General features: G+C 64.5%; 14 protein-coding genes. 7 read left to right on the top strand and 7 right to left on the bottom strand.

The window, feature by feature from the left end; translation table 11 throughout:
• Positions 1–145: 145 nt before the first annotated feature.
• The 3 genes from ACTJK4_RS09510 to ACTJK4_RS09500 form a co-directional block, all read right to left on the bottom strand.
• Positions 146–439: a hypothetical protein gene (locus tag ACTJK4_RS09510; protein WP_316870764.1), complete on the bottom strand. Its 294-nt coding sequence runs from the start codon at positions 437–439 to the stop codon at positions 146–148.
• A gap of 161 nt (positions 440–600) precedes the next feature.
• Entirely contained in the window at positions 601–855 is a 255-nt protein-coding gene (locus tag ACTJK4_RS09505; protein WP_004627540.1) for a GlsB/YeaQ/YmgE family stress response membrane protein, read from the bottom strand.
• A 112-nt stretch (positions 856–967) separates the two neighbouring features.
• Entirely contained in the window at positions 968–2,512 is a 1,545-nt protein-coding gene (locus tag ACTJK4_RS09500) for a methyl-accepting chemotaxis protein (RefSeq protein ID WP_440817711.1), read from the bottom strand.
• Positions 2,513–2,935: 423 nt separating this feature from the next.
• Here ACTJK4_RS09500 and ACTJK4_RS09495 point away from each other — a divergent pair, with 423 nt between their 5' ends.
• The 4 genes from ACTJK4_RS09495 to ACTJK4_RS09480 all read left to right on the top strand — a co-directional run bounded on the left by ACTJK4_RS09495 (position 2,936) and on the right by ACTJK4_RS09480 (position 6,284).
• Positions 2,936–3,496, top strand: a complete 561-nt coding sequence (locus ACTJK4_RS09495) for a GbsR/MarR family transcriptional regulator (protein ID WP_260801513.1) — start codon at positions 2,936–2,938, stop codon at positions 3,494–3,496.
• A gap of 18 nt (positions 3,497–3,514) precedes the next feature.
• Positions 3,515–4,888, top strand: a complete 1,374-nt coding sequence (locus ACTJK4_RS09490) for a cytochrome ubiquinol oxidase subunit I (RefSeq protein WP_260801512.1) — start codon at positions 3,515–3,517, stop codon at positions 4,886–4,888.
• On the top strand, positions 4,885–5,916 hold the full coding sequence (locus ACTJK4_RS09485; RefSeq protein WP_232039824.1) for a cytochrome d ubiquinol oxidase subunit II: 1,032 nt from the start codon (positions 4,885–4,887) through the stop codon (positions 5,914–5,916). The genes ACTJK4_RS09490 and ACTJK4_RS09485 overlap by 4 nt, the downstream gene beginning before the upstream one ends.
• A gap of 62 nt (positions 5,917–5,978) precedes the next feature.
• A complete protein-coding gene (locus ACTJK4_RS09480; protein ID WP_260801510.1) occupies positions 5,979–6,284 on the top strand; it encodes an NIPSNAP family protein in 306 nt (101 codons plus the stop codon).
• Between the two features lie 7 nt (positions 6,285–6,291).
• Here the strand turns inward: ACTJK4_RS09480 and ACTJK4_RS09475 are convergent, their stop codons facing one another.
• Positions 6,292–7,410 carry a helix-turn-helix transcriptional regulator gene (locus ACTJK4_RS09475; RefSeq protein WP_440476791.1) on the bottom strand — a complete coding sequence of 373 codons (1,119 nt, stop codon included), beginning with the start codon at positions 7,408–7,410 and terminating at the stop codon, positions 6,292–6,294.
• 251 nt (positions 7,411–7,661) lie between these two features.
• Between ACTJK4_RS09475 and ACTJK4_RS09470 the strand changes: the two genes are divergently transcribed.
• Positions 7,662–9,764, top strand: a complete 2,103-nt coding sequence (locus ACTJK4_RS09470) for a hypothetical protein (RefSeq protein WP_440817705.1) — start codon at positions 7,662–7,664, stop codon at positions 9,762–9,764.
• Positions 9,765–9,830: 66 nt separating this feature from the next.
• On the opposite strand, the gene ACTJK4_RS09465 is transcribed toward ACTJK4_RS09470, so the two are convergent.
• On the bottom strand, positions 9,831–11,258 hold the full coding sequence (locus ACTJK4_RS09465) for a dipeptidase (protein WP_440817703.1): 1,428 nt from the start codon (positions 11,256–11,258) through the stop codon (positions 9,831–9,833).
• A 328-nt stretch (positions 11,259–11,586) separates the two neighbouring features.
• Here ACTJK4_RS09465 and ACTJK4_RS09460 point away from each other — a divergent pair, with 328 nt between their 5' ends.
• On the top strand, positions 11,587–12,018 hold the full coding sequence (locus ACTJK4_RS09460; RefSeq protein ID WP_322018451.1) for a PGDYG domain-containing protein: 432 nt from the start codon (positions 11,587–11,589) through the stop codon (positions 12,016–12,018).
• A gap of 4 nt (positions 12,019–12,022) precedes the next feature.
• Here ACTJK4_RS09460 and ACTJK4_RS09455 read toward each other — a convergent pair whose 3' ends face one another.
• Positions 12,023–12,940 (bottom strand): hypothetical protein, encoded by a 918-nt coding sequence (locus ACTJK4_RS09455; RefSeq protein WP_316870760.1) that lies wholly within the window; start codon positions 12,938–12,940, stop codon positions 12,023–12,025.
• Positions 12,941–13,128: 188 nt separating this feature from the next.
• Between ACTJK4_RS09455 and ACTJK4_RS09450 the strand changes: the two genes are divergently transcribed.
• Positions 13,129–14,025: an oxygenase MpaB family protein gene (locus ACTJK4_RS09450; protein WP_440817701.1), complete on the top strand. Its 897-nt coding sequence runs from the start codon at positions 13,129–13,131 to the stop codon at positions 14,023–14,025.
• Between the two features lie 12 nt (positions 14,026–14,037).
• Here ACTJK4_RS09450 and ACTJK4_RS09445 read toward each other — a convergent pair whose 3' ends face one another.
• On the bottom strand, positions 14,038–15,618 hold the full coding sequence (locus tag ACTJK4_RS09445; RefSeq protein ID WP_440817699.1) for an MDR family MFS transporter: 1,581 nt from the start codon (positions 15,616–15,618) through the stop codon (positions 14,038–14,040).
• Positions 15,619–15,625: the final 7 nt, after the last annotated feature.

Here is a 15,625-nt window from a genome sequence, read left to right as displayed (position 1 = left end):
CCGCATCGCACGGTTTCGGTGCAGATACGATTCGTGATGGTGCGGCACAGCAAATGCGTCGGCCGCCGCCAATGGCGACCAGAGCATCACGTGCAGGACTGATCGGAAGGGAAGCCGCCGACGCTGGTATCGGCAGGTATCGGCGTCAGTAGCCGTTCGTCACGATGGACAGCACCGACAGATCTGGGTGCGTGCCGTCGATGATGCTGCGCGCCACATGGACGGCGTCTTCCACGGCCGCTTCGGGGCTGCCGAAACTGTCGTTGCCGTCAGCATGGAATGGCACGGCGCGTCCCGGCTGTTGAGGATTCGCGCCGGGGTGACAAACGTAGCCGGTGTAGGTGTAACAACCACTGTCGGCCCGGATCGGGCTGGGCGACACGTGAATCTCGAACCCTTCGTAGAGTTCTTGCGGTGCGGTGATGAGCTGGTCAGACATGGTGGCCTCGCTGGGTTAGCGTGTACCTGCCGGGCCGGCGCTTGTGGCGCGGCACGGCTGCCCTTGGTTCAACCAGTCTAGGTGATGGGATGCATGTTGAAATCCGGCGGTTGGATGACTCTGCCATCCACCGCCGTTCGTGGGACTGGTGCTGCCTTGCGCTATGCGCGCTTGATGAGCCGGATGATGAACAGCAGGATCACCGCGCCGATCACCGCCGTGATGATCGAGCCGATCCACCCGCCGCCCAGCGAGATGCCCAGCACCCCCGCCAGCCATCCGCCGATGAACGCACCGACAATGCCGACCACGATGTCGACAAAGATGCCGAAACCGCCGCCCTTGACCAGGATGCCGGCAAGCCAACCCGCCACCGCGCCGATGATCAGCCAAGCAATCAAACCGTGTGAGGCCATGTTCGCGCTCCAAAGAATGTGCGTTTTGAGGGACGTTACCGCACAGGCATAGTAGGCGAAGACCGCACAATCGCGATGTGGTGCTCACACGGTTTTTGCAATTGCATCGTGCTCAACGGAACACGTTGACCGCCTCCACCAGCCGTGTCGCCTGGATGCGCAAGCCCTCGGCCGCCGCTGCGCTCTGGCCCACCAGCGTGGCGTTCTCCTGCGTGACCTGATCCAAATGGTTGACCGCCTGACTGACCTGCGTGATGCCGTCGGTCTGCTGCGCCGTCGCCAGGCTGATGTCGGCGATCATGGCGGAGACCTTTTTGACCTGCTCGACGATGTCGTCCATGGTCTTGCCTGCATCGTCCACCAGCCGCGCTCCCGATTCGACCTTGTCAACGCTGGTGCCGATCAGCTCCTTGATCTCCTTGGCAGCGCCGGCGCTGCGCTGCGCAAGCGCGCGCACCTCGCCCGCCACGACAGCAAAGCCCCGCCCTTGTTCGCCAGCACGCGCGGCTTCCACGGCGGCATTGAGTGCCAGGATGTTAGTCTGAAAGGCAATGCTGTCGATCACGCCGATGATGTCGGCAATCTGCTTGGCACTTTGCGTGATGGCGCTCATGGTGGCCACCACCTGCTCCATGGCACGGCCGCCGTTGACCGCCGCCTGCGTGGCCGCGCCCGACAGCGTATTCGCCTGCCCCGCCGTCTCTGCATTGCTGGCCACCGTGGCCGTCATCTGCGTCATCGAGCTGGAGGTTTCTTCCAGGCTCGCAGCAGCCTGCTCGGTGCGGGTGTTGATGTTGCCGTTGCCCTCGGCGATCTCCTGGCTGGCCGACTGCACGTTGACGACCTGCTCGGCCACATCATCGATCAACCAGCGGAACATCAGCCCCAGCTGGCTGACCGTGCGCAACGTCATGCCGATCTCGTCCACGCGGTCTGCGATGGCGACTTTCCGGCTCTCCCCCGAGGCCACGCTCAGCGCCAGCTCCTGCAGCTTTTCGAGTGGCGTAGCGATCTGCACCTTCAATGACCACGACGCCAGCGCCAGGGCCACAAGCAATGCGCCGGCAAAACCACCGAGCGCCGCGCCGGAGAGGCCAAACGCCCACGCTACCGCCAGCAACGCGGGCAGCAATGTGAGAAAGGTGAGCCGGATGCGCCAGCGCACCGGCATCAGCTGGAACACCGAACGCCAGGCCATCAAGCCCGTTCGCACGATCAGGCCCTTGTGAAACTTGCGGCTGCCCGCCTGACCAGCGCGGAAATCCTTGTAGAGCGCTTCGGCCGCGGCGATTTCCTCGCGCGTGGGCTTGGTGCGCACCGACATATAGCCGCTGACCCGTCCGTTACGCACCACGGGCGTGGCGTTGGCACGCACCCAATAATGGTCGCCATTCTTGCGGCGGTTCTTGACCAGCGCCGTCCATGGCTGCCCCGCCTTGAGCGTGGCCCACATATCGGCAAATGCCTCGGTTGGCATATCGGGGTGACGCACGATGTTATGTGGCTGGCCCTCGATCTCTTCGCGGGAAAAACCGCTCACCTCCACAAACGCTGCATTCGCATAGGCGATGTAGCTTTGGGTGTCGGTGGTCGACATGAGCGTGGCGTTGTCCGGGAACTCGTATTCGCGCTGGGTAACAGGTTCGTTGACACGCATGGGGGATTCTCCTTTGCTGATTTACTTCGCAAGGGATTATCGGCACATAGCTGGATTTATTAAGACCGATAACCCCGTTCTGCAGCCCACACCCATACACCTGCCCGAGCAGATACTGCTTCATTGAAAATGATTCTTATCTGCTTTGCCCGCGCTCTTGCTCGTCATTCTCAGCAAACGATGCGAACGAAATTTCGTACGTCCAGTCCGGCAATACCTTATCTGCGTTAATTATTGGCGGATAAATAAGATAAAAGCGTGATATTGAAGCGACACACGTTTTCTTGTGAATTTATCTCACACTTGTAGCATCTTCGGCCGCGGGCAGCGTCCCACGCCCGCCGCGACAGCGCGTCACATCCCAAGGGCGGCAACGGAGGCTAAACTTTCAGAAATTCCTAAAAATTGAGAAAGATCAAAACAATGCAACTCTCTCCCTTGAAACAGCGCTTCGTCCTGCATTTCGGCGAGATGGGCAGCCGCTGGGGCATCAATCGCACCGTCGGGCAGATCTACGCGCTGCTCTACGCCGCGCGCGAGCCGATCAACGCTGACGAGATCGCCGAGGCATTGGGCTTCTCCCGTTCGAACGTGAGCATCGGGCTGAAGGAGCTGGAGTCTTGGAAGCTCGTGCGGCTGTCGCACAAGCCGGGCGACCGGCGCGAATACTTCTCCGCCCCGGACGACATCTGGACCATCTTCCGCACACTGGCTGAAGAGCGCCGCAAGCGCGAGATCGACCCCACGCTCTCGCTGCTGCGCGACGTGATGCTCGAATCCCCGACCGACCCGGACGACCGCCACGCCCAGGCGCGCATGAAAGAGATGTATCAGCTCATCACGCTCATGACCACCTGGTTTGACGACGTGCAGAAGCTTGACGCCGAATCGTTGCAGCAACTCATGAAGATGGGTGCCAAGGTGCACAAGCTGCTGGAAATGAAGAACAAGCTTGCCGTCGTCGTTGGCGGCAAATCGAAGTAGCCCGTATCCAGAAAAATCATGTCGCTCGATCCCGTTGTCCTGGCGCGCATCCAGTTTGGCGCCAACATCACGTTCCACATCCTCTTTCCCACCATCAGCATCGCGCTTGCGTGGGTGCTGCTGTTCTTCAAGCTGCGCTATCGGAAGACCGGTGACGAAGCGTGGATGGCCGCTTATCGCCTTTGGGTGAAGGTCTTTGCATTGACGTTCGCGCTGGGCGTGGTGTCCGGCGTGACGATGAGCTTTCAGTTCGGCACGAACTGGCCGGGCTACATGAATACCGTCGGCAACATCGCCGGGCCGCTGCTGGCGTATGAGGTGCTGACGGCGTTCTTTCTGGAGGCCAGCTTCCTCGGGATCATGCTGTTCGGCACGGGCCGCGTAAGCCCGCGCATCCACACATTCGCGACGTTCCTGGTTGCGCTGGGAACGACCATCTCGGTGTTCTGGATCATCGCGCTCAACTCGTGGATGCAGACGCCCGCCGGCTACGTGATGATCGACGGCCGCGCGCATCCGCAAAGCTGGCTGGCGATCATCTTCAACCCGTCGTTTCCGTACCGGTTCACGCACATGCTGCTGGCCTCGGGGCTGACGGTGTCGTTCCTGTTGGCCGGGGTATCGGCCTACCGCTGGCTGCGCAACGACCGCGGTGGCGATGTGCGTGCGGCGCTCAAGACGGGCGTAGTGCTTGCCGCCATGTTGATCCCGTTGCAGATTGCCGCCGGCGATGCGCACGGTCTCAACACACTGGAGCATCAACCGGCCAAGCTGGCCGCGATGGAAGGCATCTGGAAAACCGAACGCGGCGTGCCCGCCGTGCTGTTCGGTATTCCCGATGCGGCTTCGCACAGCAACCGCTATGAGATCGCGGTGCCGAAGCTGGCGTCGCTGTATCTCACGCATTCGCTTGATGGCGAAGTGCGAGGGCTCGACCAGTTCGACCAGCATCCGCCCGTGCTGCCGGTGTTCTTTGCCTTCCGCCTGATGGTGGGCGTGGGGCTGCTGATGCTGGCGGTGTCATGGACCAGCGCCTGGCGCCTTCGCCGGAATGGTGAACTGCCGAACTGGCTGGCACGCGCGCTCGTCGCCATGACGTTCTCGGGCTGGGTGGCCGTGGTGGCCGGCTGGTACGTGACCGAGATTGGCCGCCAGCCGTGGCTTGTCTATGGCGTGCTGACCACCGCGCAGGCTGCGTCTTCCGTGCCCGCGCGGATGATCGGCAGCACGCTGGCGATGTATCTCGCGCTGTACGCGTTCCTCATCGCCTCCTACATCGGCGTGGTCTTCTATCTGGCCCGCAAGGCCGGTGGCGCCATCGACCCGACGGACGCCGACATTCCCGGCAAGCACACCACTCAATTTTCTGCGACCCTCGCGAGCCACGCATGAGCACCATCCCTGATCTCACCCAACCCGCCGGCTGGCTGCCGGTGGTCTTCATGGCCCTGATGGGGATTGCCGTGCTGGCCTACGTCGTGCTCGACGGCTATGACCTGGGCGTCGGCATCCTGCTGCGCCGCGCCGACGACGCCGAGAAAGACACCATGATCGCCTCGATCGGCCCGTTCTGGGACGCCAACGAAACCTGGCTCGTGCTCGGGGTCGGGCTGTTGCTCGTGGCGTTCCCCGCCGCACATGGAGAGATCCTGGGCGCGCTGTATCTGCCGGTGGCGCTGATGCTGTTCGGCCTCATCCTGCGTGGCGTGGCATTCGATTTTCGCGTCAAGGCGCGCGCGCACCACAAGCCGTGGTGGAACCGCGCGTTCTATGCGGGCTCCGTCATCGCCACCGCTGCGCAAGGCCTGATGCTCGGGTTGTACATCACGGGCTTCCAGTACGACGCCGCCAACGTCGTCTTTGCGATCTGCACGGCGGGCGGCCTCATTGCCGGCTACCTGCTGCTAGGTGCAACGTGGCTCATCATGAAGACGGAAGGCGCGCTGCAGCTGCGCGCGGTGCAGTGGGCACGCGGCAGCCTGTGGTTCACCGCGCTGGGCGTGGCCGCCGTGTCGCTCGCAACGCCGTGGGTCAGCACACGCGTGTTCGACAAGTGGTTTGCGCTGCCGAACATCATCCTGCTGGCGCCCGTGCCGCTCGTGACGATCGTGCTGTTCCTGCTGATCGACTGGGTACTGCGCCGCTTGCCGCAGCAGATTGCCAAGGGCGATGAACATCTGATCTGGGCGCCGTTCGTCGGCACCGGCGCCATCTTTCTGCTGGCCTTCAACGGCCTGGCCTACAGCCTCTTCCCCTATCTTGTGGTGGACAGGCTCGACATCTGGCAGGCCGCCAGCGCGCCGGAATCGCTCGAGTTCATGCTGGTGGGCGTGGCCATCGTGCTGCCGACCATCGTCGGCTACACGATCTACTCGTACAAGGTGTTCCACGGCAAGGCGACGGAGCTGCGGTACTACTGAGATTGAACAGGTAGCGGGCAGGCGTTTAGGCTCATCGGCTCAGTCACCCGCCCGCAAACAACATGATCACCTGCTATATCCGCTACATCGTCAACCCCGCCCGACTCCGCGAGTTCGAGACCTACGGCAAGATGTGGATTCCATTGGTCGAGAAGTTCGGCGGCAAACACCACGGCTACTTCCTGCCGTCGGAAGGTGCCAGCAATGTCGCGCTGGCATTGTTCTCGTTCCCGAGTCTGGCGGCCTATGAGGTCTATCGGGAACGCTCGAAGAGCGACCCCGATTGCGTGGCGGCCTTCCAGTACGCAGAAGACACCGGCTGCATCGTCAGCTACGAGCGCAGCTTCTTCCGTCCGGTATTTTCCTGACAGCCGTCTAGCGTTGCGGCCTGTGCTGCGACAGCACCCACAGCATTGCGCCCACGGCCTCCGCCTGCGAGCGCGTGCAGGTCTTTTCGAAGATGGCCCGTAGCTGCGAGCGCACGGTCGACATGGCGACGTTGGCGTCGGCCGCGTATTCGTCGGGCGTCTTACCGGCGATCAGCGCTTCGCCCACCGCCGCCTCAGCGGCCGACAAGCCGAAGGCCTGGCGCAATTGCATGGCCGTCACCGGTGCGGCATCGCCCTTGCGGCGCGCTGTAACAAGCATGGCGGCATCGCCAAACGCGGCATGCGCGGCATTGGCGGGCAATTGCGAAATACCGAGGAAGACTTCGTGCGCCGAGCCGAGCGCCGGCCGCACGGCAAAGCTCTCGCCCTTGCGTGACTTGGCCACCCGCGCCAGCGCGGCTTGCAACCCATCGTTGTCGGCAGCAAACGCTGCAGTCAGTCGGCCGTGCTCCAGCCGCAGGCAAGTCGATGCGCGCAGCAACGCTTCGGCCTGTGCGTTGGCAAACAGCACACGCTGATCCCGCCCGAGTGCGAACACGGCCAGGCCAAGCTGCTCCATCAATTCGGCGCCGAGGGCCGCATCGCGATGCAGCACGCGCGTGTCCTGCCAGAGATTGATGGTGCGCTGCAGGTGACCGGTCATGCCGGCGGCCGTGGCGCGCTCCTCGTCCGAAAACGGTGTGCGCCCGTTCGCGCGCAGCATACCGAGCAGGATGTCGCTGCCGCCGGGGCGCGCCAGCCGCACGCCCATCAGGTAGCGAAATCCCGAGGGAAGTTGATAGTCCTGGTAGAACTCGCTGCGCTCGACGTAGGCGTCGGACACGTAGTCCTGGCAAAAGGCAAATTCACCTAGCGCGGCGCGTGCGACATGCTCCCGGCGCGGATCGAGCGCACCGTAGTACTGGTCGTAGCGGGCAATGATGTCGTCCCATCCCCGCCCTGGGGAGTAAGTCGAGAGGTGGGGTGCGTTGCGAACGGGGTCCCAACTGAACATGTGGAACACGTTGGCGCCTAGCGCTTCGGTGACGTCGTGAAACATTTCCAGGAAGCCATCCTGCGTCACCGCAGCTTCGTACAGATCACCGATGAGCTGGTCTTTGAGCACACTTCCCTCCCCCGAAGGATGGCTGTCTGGCCATGGCGCCCGCCGTGCTCACCCGATGCAATCGAAGTGGCAGCGGACACGTTGTGTGCGCAAACGTAGCACGCGCGTGCGCCGATCAACATCGTTCATTTGGCGGCGCTTTCCTCCAAATGAATGATGCGCACGCTTAGGGCGCGCTTTGAGAATCTCCGTGCGAATAACGGAATAACGGCGTCGCACGCACGGCGCACCCACGATCCAGGGAGGACTCCATGAAACTTACCCCCATTGCAATCGCACTGGTCACGCTTGCCGTCTCGGCCTGCGGCGGCGGCGATTCCGGCAGCAGCGCAAGCACATCGCCCGGCCCGAACGTTCCGGCTGCACAGACCGTCAGCGGTGTCGCCGCCTCGGGTGCGGCCATGCAGGGCGCCACAGTGACGCTGATGGACGCGACCGGCAAGTCGGTCGACTGCCCGGCCAACGCGACCACGGGGGCCTTCCAGTGCACGGTCACAGGCCTTACCGCGCCGTTCGTGCTGTCGGCATCGGGCAACGTTGCCGACTCGCAAGCCACGCTGATCGCGCTGTCCGCCAGTGCGGGCAGCCAGACGATCAACATCACGCCCATCACCAACGCCATTGCCGCGACCATCGTGGGTGACAACCCGAGCAAACTGCTGGGCAACACGGGCCTGCTGCAAAGCAAGGTGACTGCACAAACCGTCTCCAATACGGTGGCCGCCTATGCCGCCGCGCTGGCCGACCTGCTGGCCGCCACCGGCAACACCGGGGTAGATCTGATCTCGGGCCCGCTGACCGCAGGCGCCCCAGGGCTCGACCGCCTGCTCGATCAGTTGAAAGTGAACGTGCTGCCGGACGGCAGCGTGCAGATCAGCTCCGTCGCCGGCGCGTCGAGCGATACGCCCGCGCAGTTGCAGCTCTTGCCCGGCGTAGCGCCCCAGCCCAGCGACAAGGCGAGCCTGCCAAGCGTGGCGACCATCAATGGCAACCCCGTCGCCAACCTGCCAACCGCCTCGGATCTGGCCGCATTGCAAACGGCGCTCAACCAGTGTTTTGCCGGCTCTACAGGTGCGGCGCGCACAGGCGGAAGCGTGCCCGTTTGCGGTCAAATTTTCGTGGACGACGTGACCAGCGGCGCGCTCATCAACGGCGTGCCCTCGGCCTACCTCAACAACGGCATGACGGCTGACCAGGAATTCGGGCCGGCATCGGGCGGGGGCAACCCAGGCCTGTTTGCCGACGACGCGATGAACAACGCCAGCTTCAGCCTGCCGGAGATCATCCGCGTGACGTCCAGCAGCGGTGACACGCTGTGGATCAAGCTCGCCTGGACCCGCGCCGACGGCCTTCGCGACGGCATGCAGCAGCACGTGCAAGTGGCGGTGCAGCCCGCCTCCCGCGCCAGCGGCGACAACGGCTGGCGTATCGTCGGCAACCAACGCGCCGTGTTCACCAAGGTCAACGCCAATGCGCAGAAGTGGGACTGGCTGAACAGCGCCACCGCAATGACGGGCACCAACGCGTTTGTCGATTCGATCAACATGCAGGTGGGCATCGCGGACGCCGCCGGCACGCCGGTCGATTTTGCGATCGTGACCGGCCCGGGCCTGCGCAATGGCGTGTTCCTGCAGCCGTCTTCCGGCACCTGCGACACGCTCAACATCCGCGCCCAGGTTGGCGCAGGCCAGACCCCGGCGCAGCTCGCCCTGCTCGCCAAGCAAAGCGCCTGCCGCAATAACTTTCGCCTCGCGGGCGTAGCACAGGACCCGGCCAACCAGGGCAGCTTCACGTGGCCCGGCGATGCACCGCGCAACAACACGGCATGGGCCAAGCCGCAACTGACAGCGTCTGAGCTGGCGACCATCACGCCGTTCAGCGCCTACACGATCGCCATCTATCAGGGGGGCGTGACCAGCCAGCCATCCAAGACCTACACGGTGCGGCTGCGCACGCCGTCGCCCTCGCCGGATGCGCTGCGCCAGTACACGTGGCAGGACATCTCACAGGCCACGCGCGACATCCTCACCCCGGGCACGGCATCGACGTTTGCGGGCGGCCCCGCCCTGCCTGTCACCTGGACGACCAAGGCCGGCGTGCCATTCGTGAAGCGCGTCAACGTGCAGATCCGTTCCACGATGTCGGGCCAGCCGACGGTGTTCGTGAACGGTGCGGGCCGCGCATCACCGGCTGCGCCCGGGACCACGATCACCTTGAACGTGGCGGGTGACCAGGGGGCAGCCTTCCCGGCGGTGACGGGCTGGACGGGCGCGCAGGACATGTCGTTCACCAACATGTCGTGGGCAGACCCGCTGGATCTGAACTTCACCACGTCGGTCGAGTACGACCGCTAACGCGCAGGGCACACGGGGAAGTGCGGTGATCGGGCCCGCAAGGTTTGTCTGCCTTGCGGGCCTCGATCAACCCACCGTCGCCTCAAACACGCGCCGGTAATTTCCGCCCAGAATCTGGCCAACTTCCACTGCCGTGAATCCAGCTTTCTGCAGCGCCGCGGCCAGCGCCGGCAACTGCGCATAACTGGTGAACACCGGCGGCCGGATAAAACCGAGCATGTCGGTGCCCAGCCCCACGTGCGCCACGCCCACCACATCGGCCATGCGCTTGATGCCCATCGCCATGGCATCGAGATTGGGGAAATCTGCCGCATTGGGCCACACGCCAATCACGCCGCCAGTGTCCGCCACCGCGCGTGCATGGTCGGCTGAAATCAACCGGCTGCGCGCCCGGAGTGACCCCGACAACGCCGTATGCGACAGCACCAGCGGTTTGGTGGTCGTCGCCGCTGCACGCTTGACGAGGTCATACGTGCCGTGAGCTACGTCCACCACAATGCCCAGCGCATTGCAGCGGCGCACCACGTCTGCGCCAAAATTGGTCAAGCCGCCATGCACTGGTGGCTCGGTCTGGATATCGCCCAGTTCGTTCACACGGTAATGCGTGAGCTGCAGGTGCCGCAGACGGTGCTGCGTGTAGGCGTCGTCCACGCGCTCGATGCGGCCTTCCAGAAAATCTGCCCCTTCCGACGCGATGATGACGCTCGGCCCCTGCGTGCCCATGGCGGCAAGCGACGCGGCGTCGGTCACCACATGCAGTTGTTCGCGCTCGATCAGCCGCTGTGCGCGGGCAAATTCCGTCATGCCAAGTCGATACAGCTCACCTGGCTCCGGACTGCGAAAAGCCTCGAAGCGGTGGCCGCCAGCGCCCACGTGCACGACCGTGGTGTCCGTCACGATGGCCAGGCAAATGACGTTCATGCCCCCGGCGCGCATCGACTCGGCCGCTGGCAAAAACGGCCGATCGGCTCCGATCCTGGGGTCGCGAGAGATGATGACGCGCCCGGCGTGGGAATGCATATCGATGGTCAATGCGCCGGGTGGCGGTGTCCACTTGGAAGCTGCGTCGGACGGTGCGTCGGTGTAATTGGCAAAGCGTCCCGGCGCGCAGGCCGCCAAGCCCATTGCGGCACCTGCGGCCAGAAACACGCGACGGCTGACGCGGGGCGATCTGGCAGTGGATTGCACGGGTGCAAGAGATGCATCCACCAATTGATAGCGCCAGCCCGCGGGGTCGTCCTGCAAACGGATCAGCCGGCCACGCACGCGCGTCATGTCGCCCACCGGCAAAGGGGCGGCTGCCAGCACTTCGATGCTGGTGGCAGGGTTGCGCGGCACGCAACCGCCGCAGCATGGCGCTTCGGCGCTCAGCAGGAAGTAGTCGGCAGACCGGGCGGCAGCGTCCAGCGGCATCGCCCAGCCTTCCATATCGACAAACGTGTCGTGAAGCGTGTCAGCCTCGCGCGTGGCGATGAGGGACCAATCGATCAGCATGCGCACTCCGCAAGATTGAGCTGCGGTATTGTGCGCGCGAACGCACCATCGCTCTATCGCCGTTGGTTACATGGGCCTACAACGCATTACGGACCACCACGGAAGCACGCCCCCCCCACGACATCAACTCGGACGACAGGTGATGGTGGTGCGCGACGTCGTCGAGCCCAAACTGGCAAGGCATCTCCTTCAGAAACCGCATTGCGTATCCGCCACAAGGTGTTCGAACGCGACCGCAACGGCAAGGCCACCACGCTGTAGCGGTGCTATTTGCGCTACGCTTACGGCCTTTCGCCCGACCTCGCTTTCATCGCTTTCGCGTCACCTCATGCCCACGCTGCAACACGTCGACCTGCGCACGGACCCCGCCGCCCGACCCTTCGTCAAGGACGAGACCGTCCACGTCGACTTTGCCGCCGAAGCCGGCGAGCTGATGAGTCTGGAAGGCCCCAACCGCTACGCCCCTGGCGACGCGCTGATCACCGGTTCAACGGGCGACCGCTGGGTGGTCTCGCGCGAGCGTTTCGATGCGAAGTACGCCCCTGCCGATGCGGCGCTCGCGCATGGGCAGGCAGGCGCTTATCGCAACCGCCCGAGCGTGGTGCTTGCCAGGCAGATGAACGAAGCGTTCTCGATGGCGCGCTCCGAGGCCGGCGACGTGCTGCACGGCCAGGCCGGCGACTGGGTGCTCCAATACGCCCCCGGCGACTACGGCGTCGTCCAGGCGCAGCGCTTCGCCAAAGTTTACCGTCCCGCCTGAAGCGCTACTGCGCCGTCTGCTGGCGCTCAGTCTCGTGGCGCTTCATCTGCAGGTAGTCCTGGCGCTCTACTTCGTGCAACTGGCGCGGGTACTGCTCGGTGGCGTTGAACCACGTATTCAGCCGCTGCTGCAAACGCTTGTCAGGCGGCGCCGACAACGCCTTCAGATAGGCATCGATGGCGAGGTAGTAGCGCATCGTGTTGCGCTCGAGCAGGCCACGCACACCGCCCACATATTCCGGTGCGGCGGCTGAGGATTCTGCCGTCTTTGTAAAACCCACCTTGTCGCTGCCGACCGTGCCCAGATACGTGCGCATGGCCAGCCGCCCTGCGGTGCCGTAACCGTACGCGTACGTCAGATGCAGAAAGGTGTGATTGCCGCCGGCCGGGGCCGGAATCGCCTCCAGCATGATGCGGTAATCCTTCGTGCTGAACGGCCCGGACTCAGCATTCAGTTCCACGCGGAAGTAGCCCGCGCTGCTGGCAACGGGGCGGTAGTTGAATTCCAGCCGATAGCTGCTGGACAAGCTCTGCTCAACCTTGCGACCCAGATTCACGTCGAGCACGGTGCCACGGGGCCCGGACCCGGCGCGGCAATACTTGATATTGAGGTGGAGGATCAGCACGTCGCACCAGTTGCCGGGGCCTTGCGTTGCGTCACTCAACGCGCCGCTCACCGTAGCGAACGGGTAATCGACCACGCTGTAGATGTCGCCCTGGAGCATGTTGGGCGTCTCGGTGGATTCCAACACCAGCGGACGGTGGAACGGGTTGTCAGCCAACTGGGGCGCCACGCTCTGATATTTGTCGCGCAGGCCCTGCGCATTGTCTGCCGCGCGCAAGGCGGGGCTCAGGCATAGGCCGGCCACCAGCGCAAGCAGGGCAATGGGGCGCAGCCAGGCGGGATGTCGATGCAAGGTCATAAACGGCGTTCTTGTGGAATTGATCTTCATTCTAGGAGGCGCTAACGCCCACAGTCTCGCAACAAATGGGCCTGCGGATGCACATCGACCATGCGGCGTTCTGTCATCACGACAGCCAAGGCGTGCTCCGACGCGGCTCGGTAAAATGAACGCTTCTTCGCCTCGTGCTTCCCGGCACTTCCGGCACCATGCCCTCGCCCCTCGTCGCCATTCGCGAACGCATCGCCAACCAGGTCCGCGGCCTTACGCGCGCGACCGGCAGCCTCACCCTCGACATTGCCTCGCCACCGGGCGACCCTGGGCTGTTCGGCCCCGACGCGGTCTGCTGGAAGGTGCATGCCGATTTCCCGGCGATGATGGCCGGCGGCATCAGCGCGCTGTTGCTGCAGGCGCTGCACCCCCGCGCGCTGGCCGGCGTATGGGACCACTCCAACTTCCGGGAAGACTTGCAAGGGCGCCTGGGCCGCACCGCACAGTTCGTGGCCGGCACCACGTACGGCAGCCGGCATGATGCACTGGCCCTCATCGAGCGCGTGAAGACCATCCACGACCGCGTGCAGGGCATCGCGCCCGATGGCCGGCCATATTCAGCCAACGACCCAGACCTGCTTACCTGGGTGCATGTGGCTGAGATGTCCAGCTTCCTGGCAGGCTATCTGCGCTACGTAGACGGCTACCTCGGCGGCGCCCAGCAGGATCGTTACTTTGAAGAGACCGCGCTGGTGGCCGAGATGCTCGGCGCGCGCGACGTGCCGAAATCGCGGGCGGCCGTGCAAACCTATCTGAATGCAATGCGCGCCGAGCTGGTGGCCAGCGATCGCACGCGCACGGTGGTGGAGGTGTTGATGACGTGGCAGGCGCCGCGCCCGGGGTTGCGCCCGGCGGTACGCCTCTTCCTGGACGCGGGCATCCAGCTGCTGCCGCCGTGGGCAATACAGATGCTCGATCTCAAGCAGCCGCCGCTGCAGGCAGCGTTTGCGTCGGCGGCCATGCGCACCGTGGCGCCCACGCTGCGCTGGGCGCTATACGAGGGCAGCGTCGCGCGCCGGGCCAGGCACCGCGCACTGGCGCCCGCAACGACATAGTGCGTCCGCGCGTTACTCGATGGCTTCGGCAAGCGACACCTTGCCGCGCAGCACCTTCTCTTCCAGCCGGATGATCAGCAGCGGCGAGATCACCGACACGGCAGCCGCAAAGAAGAACAGATGCCTGAAGGCGCTCTCGCCTGCGCGCTGCAGGGCCTCGGCATCGGCGCCGCTGCTGGCAAGCGCGGCGTGGAAGAGGTCCATCAGCACATCGCCGCCGGCCGCTACCTGCGCTTCAGGTGCCGCCTGACGCAGCAGCGCAATCAGCACGGACGTCAGCACCGCCACACCCACCGCGCCACCCAGCAGGCGTGAGAACGCCGTCAACGCTGTGGCCAGGCCCACCGTCTGCGGCGGCACGGCGTTTTGCGTGGCGACCAGGCCGGTCGGGAACTGCACACCAATCGCCAGGCCGAGCACGATCATCGCCAGGGTCAGCGCCAGTACGCTGTGCGGGTCCAACAATCCAAGCGACGCCACGGCAAACGGCACCACGCACGCGCCACCCAGCATGAGGGGCTTGTAGCGGCCGCTGTGCGTCATCCACTTTCCGGCAATAAAGGCGCCAAGCGGAATGGACAGCGTGAGCGGCACGAGACGCAGTGCCGCAGCATCGGGGCTGGCACCCGCCACCATCTGGAAGCGCAGCGGCATCAGCACCGACGTGGCAATCAGTTGGAAGAAGCAGAGGAACAGCGCCAGGCAGCAGATCGTGACCGTGCGCACACGGAACATCGACAGGGGAATGATCGGCTCGACGGCACGGTTCTCTTGCCACACAAACGCGCCCAGCAGCAGCACGGCACCCGCCAGCAGGCCAAGGTTCTCGGGCTGCGTGAGCGGCGTGCCCTGCCCCACACGGGTGATCATCAACAACAGCGCGGTCAGCCCGCCGGCAAACAGCACCACGCCCGGCACGTCGATGGGCCGACGCTGATGCGCCACCGGCAGATGCCGCAGCGTGCGGCGTACGACCAGCAGCGCGACGATGCCCAGCGGCAGATTGATCCAGAAGATCCACCGCCACGACAGGTAATGCGTCAGATAACCGCCGATTACTGGTCCCGCGAGGCTGGCCATGGCCCACATGCCGCTCACGTAGCCCTGGTAGCGGCCACGCTCGCGCAGCGGCACCACGTCGGCAATCGTGGCCTGCGATACCGAAATCAGGCCGCCGCCGCCGAGGCCCTGCAGCACGCGTGCGAGCAGCAGCATCGGCATGCTCGTGGCCAGTGCACACGCTACGGAAGCCAGCACGAACAGGACGATGGCCGTCGTCAACATGGCGCGGCGGCCGTAGAGGTCGCTCAACTTGCCGTAGATCGGCGTCACGACCGTGGACGCCACCAGGTACGCCGACACCAGCCACGCCATCAGCGCAAAGCCGTTGAATTCGCCCGCGATCACGGGCAACGCCACCGCAACGATGGTTTGCTCCAGCGCGCCCAGCAAAATGGCAAGCATCAGCCCGCCCATCACCGCCATCACCTGAATTTCGGCCACCGGTGGCGTATCCAGCGGGCTGGATACCGTCCCAATGGGCGCGGTAGGCGTGTCTGGCTTGGGCGGTTCGATGCTCGGGCGGGAGGACATGGGAATG

The sequence above is a fragment of the Ralstonia sp. 22111 genome (assembly GCF_052045895.1).
In the GTDB taxonomy this organism is placed as follows: domain Bacteria; phylum Pseudomonadota; class Gammaproteobacteria; order Burkholderiales; family Burkholderiaceae; genus Ralstonia; species Ralstonia wenshanensis.
Note: the sequence above shows the minus strand (reverse complement) of the source record. Positions and strands in the feature narration are given on the sequence as shown.

What these genes read in the sequence shown, in the direction of transcription:
- ACTJK4_RS09510 (WP_316870764.1), bottom strand. Translation starts at nt 439, where the DNA reads ATGTCTGACCAGCTCATCACCGCACCGCAAGAACTCTACGAAGGGTTC.
- ACTJK4_RS09505 (WP_004627540.1), bottom strand. Translation starts at nt 855, where the DNA reads ATGGCCTCACACGGTTTGATTGCTTGGCTGATCATCGGCGCGGTGGCG.
- ACTJK4_RS09500 (WP_440817711.1), bottom strand. Translation starts at nt 2,512, where the DNA reads ATGCGTGTCAACGAACCTGTTACCCAGCGCGAATACGAGTTCCCGGAC.
- ACTJK4_RS09495 (WP_260801513.1), top strand. Translation starts at nt 2,936, where the DNA reads ATGCAACTCTCTCCCTTGAAACAGCGCTTCGTCCTGCATTTCGGCGAG.
- ACTJK4_RS09490 (WP_260801512.1), top strand. Translation starts at nt 3,515, where the DNA reads ATGTCGCTCGATCCCGTTGTCCTGGCGCGCATCCAGTTTGGCGCCAAC.
- ACTJK4_RS09485 (WP_232039824.1), top strand. Translation starts at nt 4,885, where the DNA reads ATGAGCACCATCCCTGATCTCACCCAACCCGCCGGCTGGCTGCCGGTG.
- ACTJK4_RS09480 (WP_260801510.1), top strand. Translation starts at nt 5,979, where the DNA reads ATGATCACCTGCTATATCCGCTACATCGTCAACCCCGCCCGACTCCGC.
- ACTJK4_RS09470 (WP_440817705.1), top strand. Translation starts at nt 7,662, where the DNA reads ATGAAACTTACCCCCATTGCAATCGCACTGGTCACGCTTGCCGTCTCG.
- ACTJK4_RS09465 (WP_440817703.1), bottom strand. Translation starts at nt 11,258, where the DNA reads ATGCTGATCGATTGGTCCCTCATCGCCACGCGCGAGGCTGACACGCTT.
- ACTJK4_RS09460 (WP_322018451.1), top strand. Translation starts at nt 11,587, where the DNA reads ATGCCCACGCTGCAACACGTCGACCTGCGCACGGACCCCGCCGCCCGA.
- ACTJK4_RS09455 (WP_316870760.1), bottom strand. Translation starts at nt 12,940, where the DNA reads ATGACCTTGCATCGACATCCCGCCTGGCTGCGCCCCATTGCCCTGCTT.
- ACTJK4_RS09450 (WP_440817701.1), top strand. Translation starts at nt 13,129, where the DNA reads ATGCCCTCGCCCCTCGTCGCCATTCGCGAACGCATCGCCAACCAGGTC.
- ACTJK4_RS09445 (WP_440817699.1), bottom strand. Translation starts at nt 15,618, where the DNA reads ATGTCCTCCCGCCCGAGCATCGAACCGCCCAAGCCAGACACGCCTACC.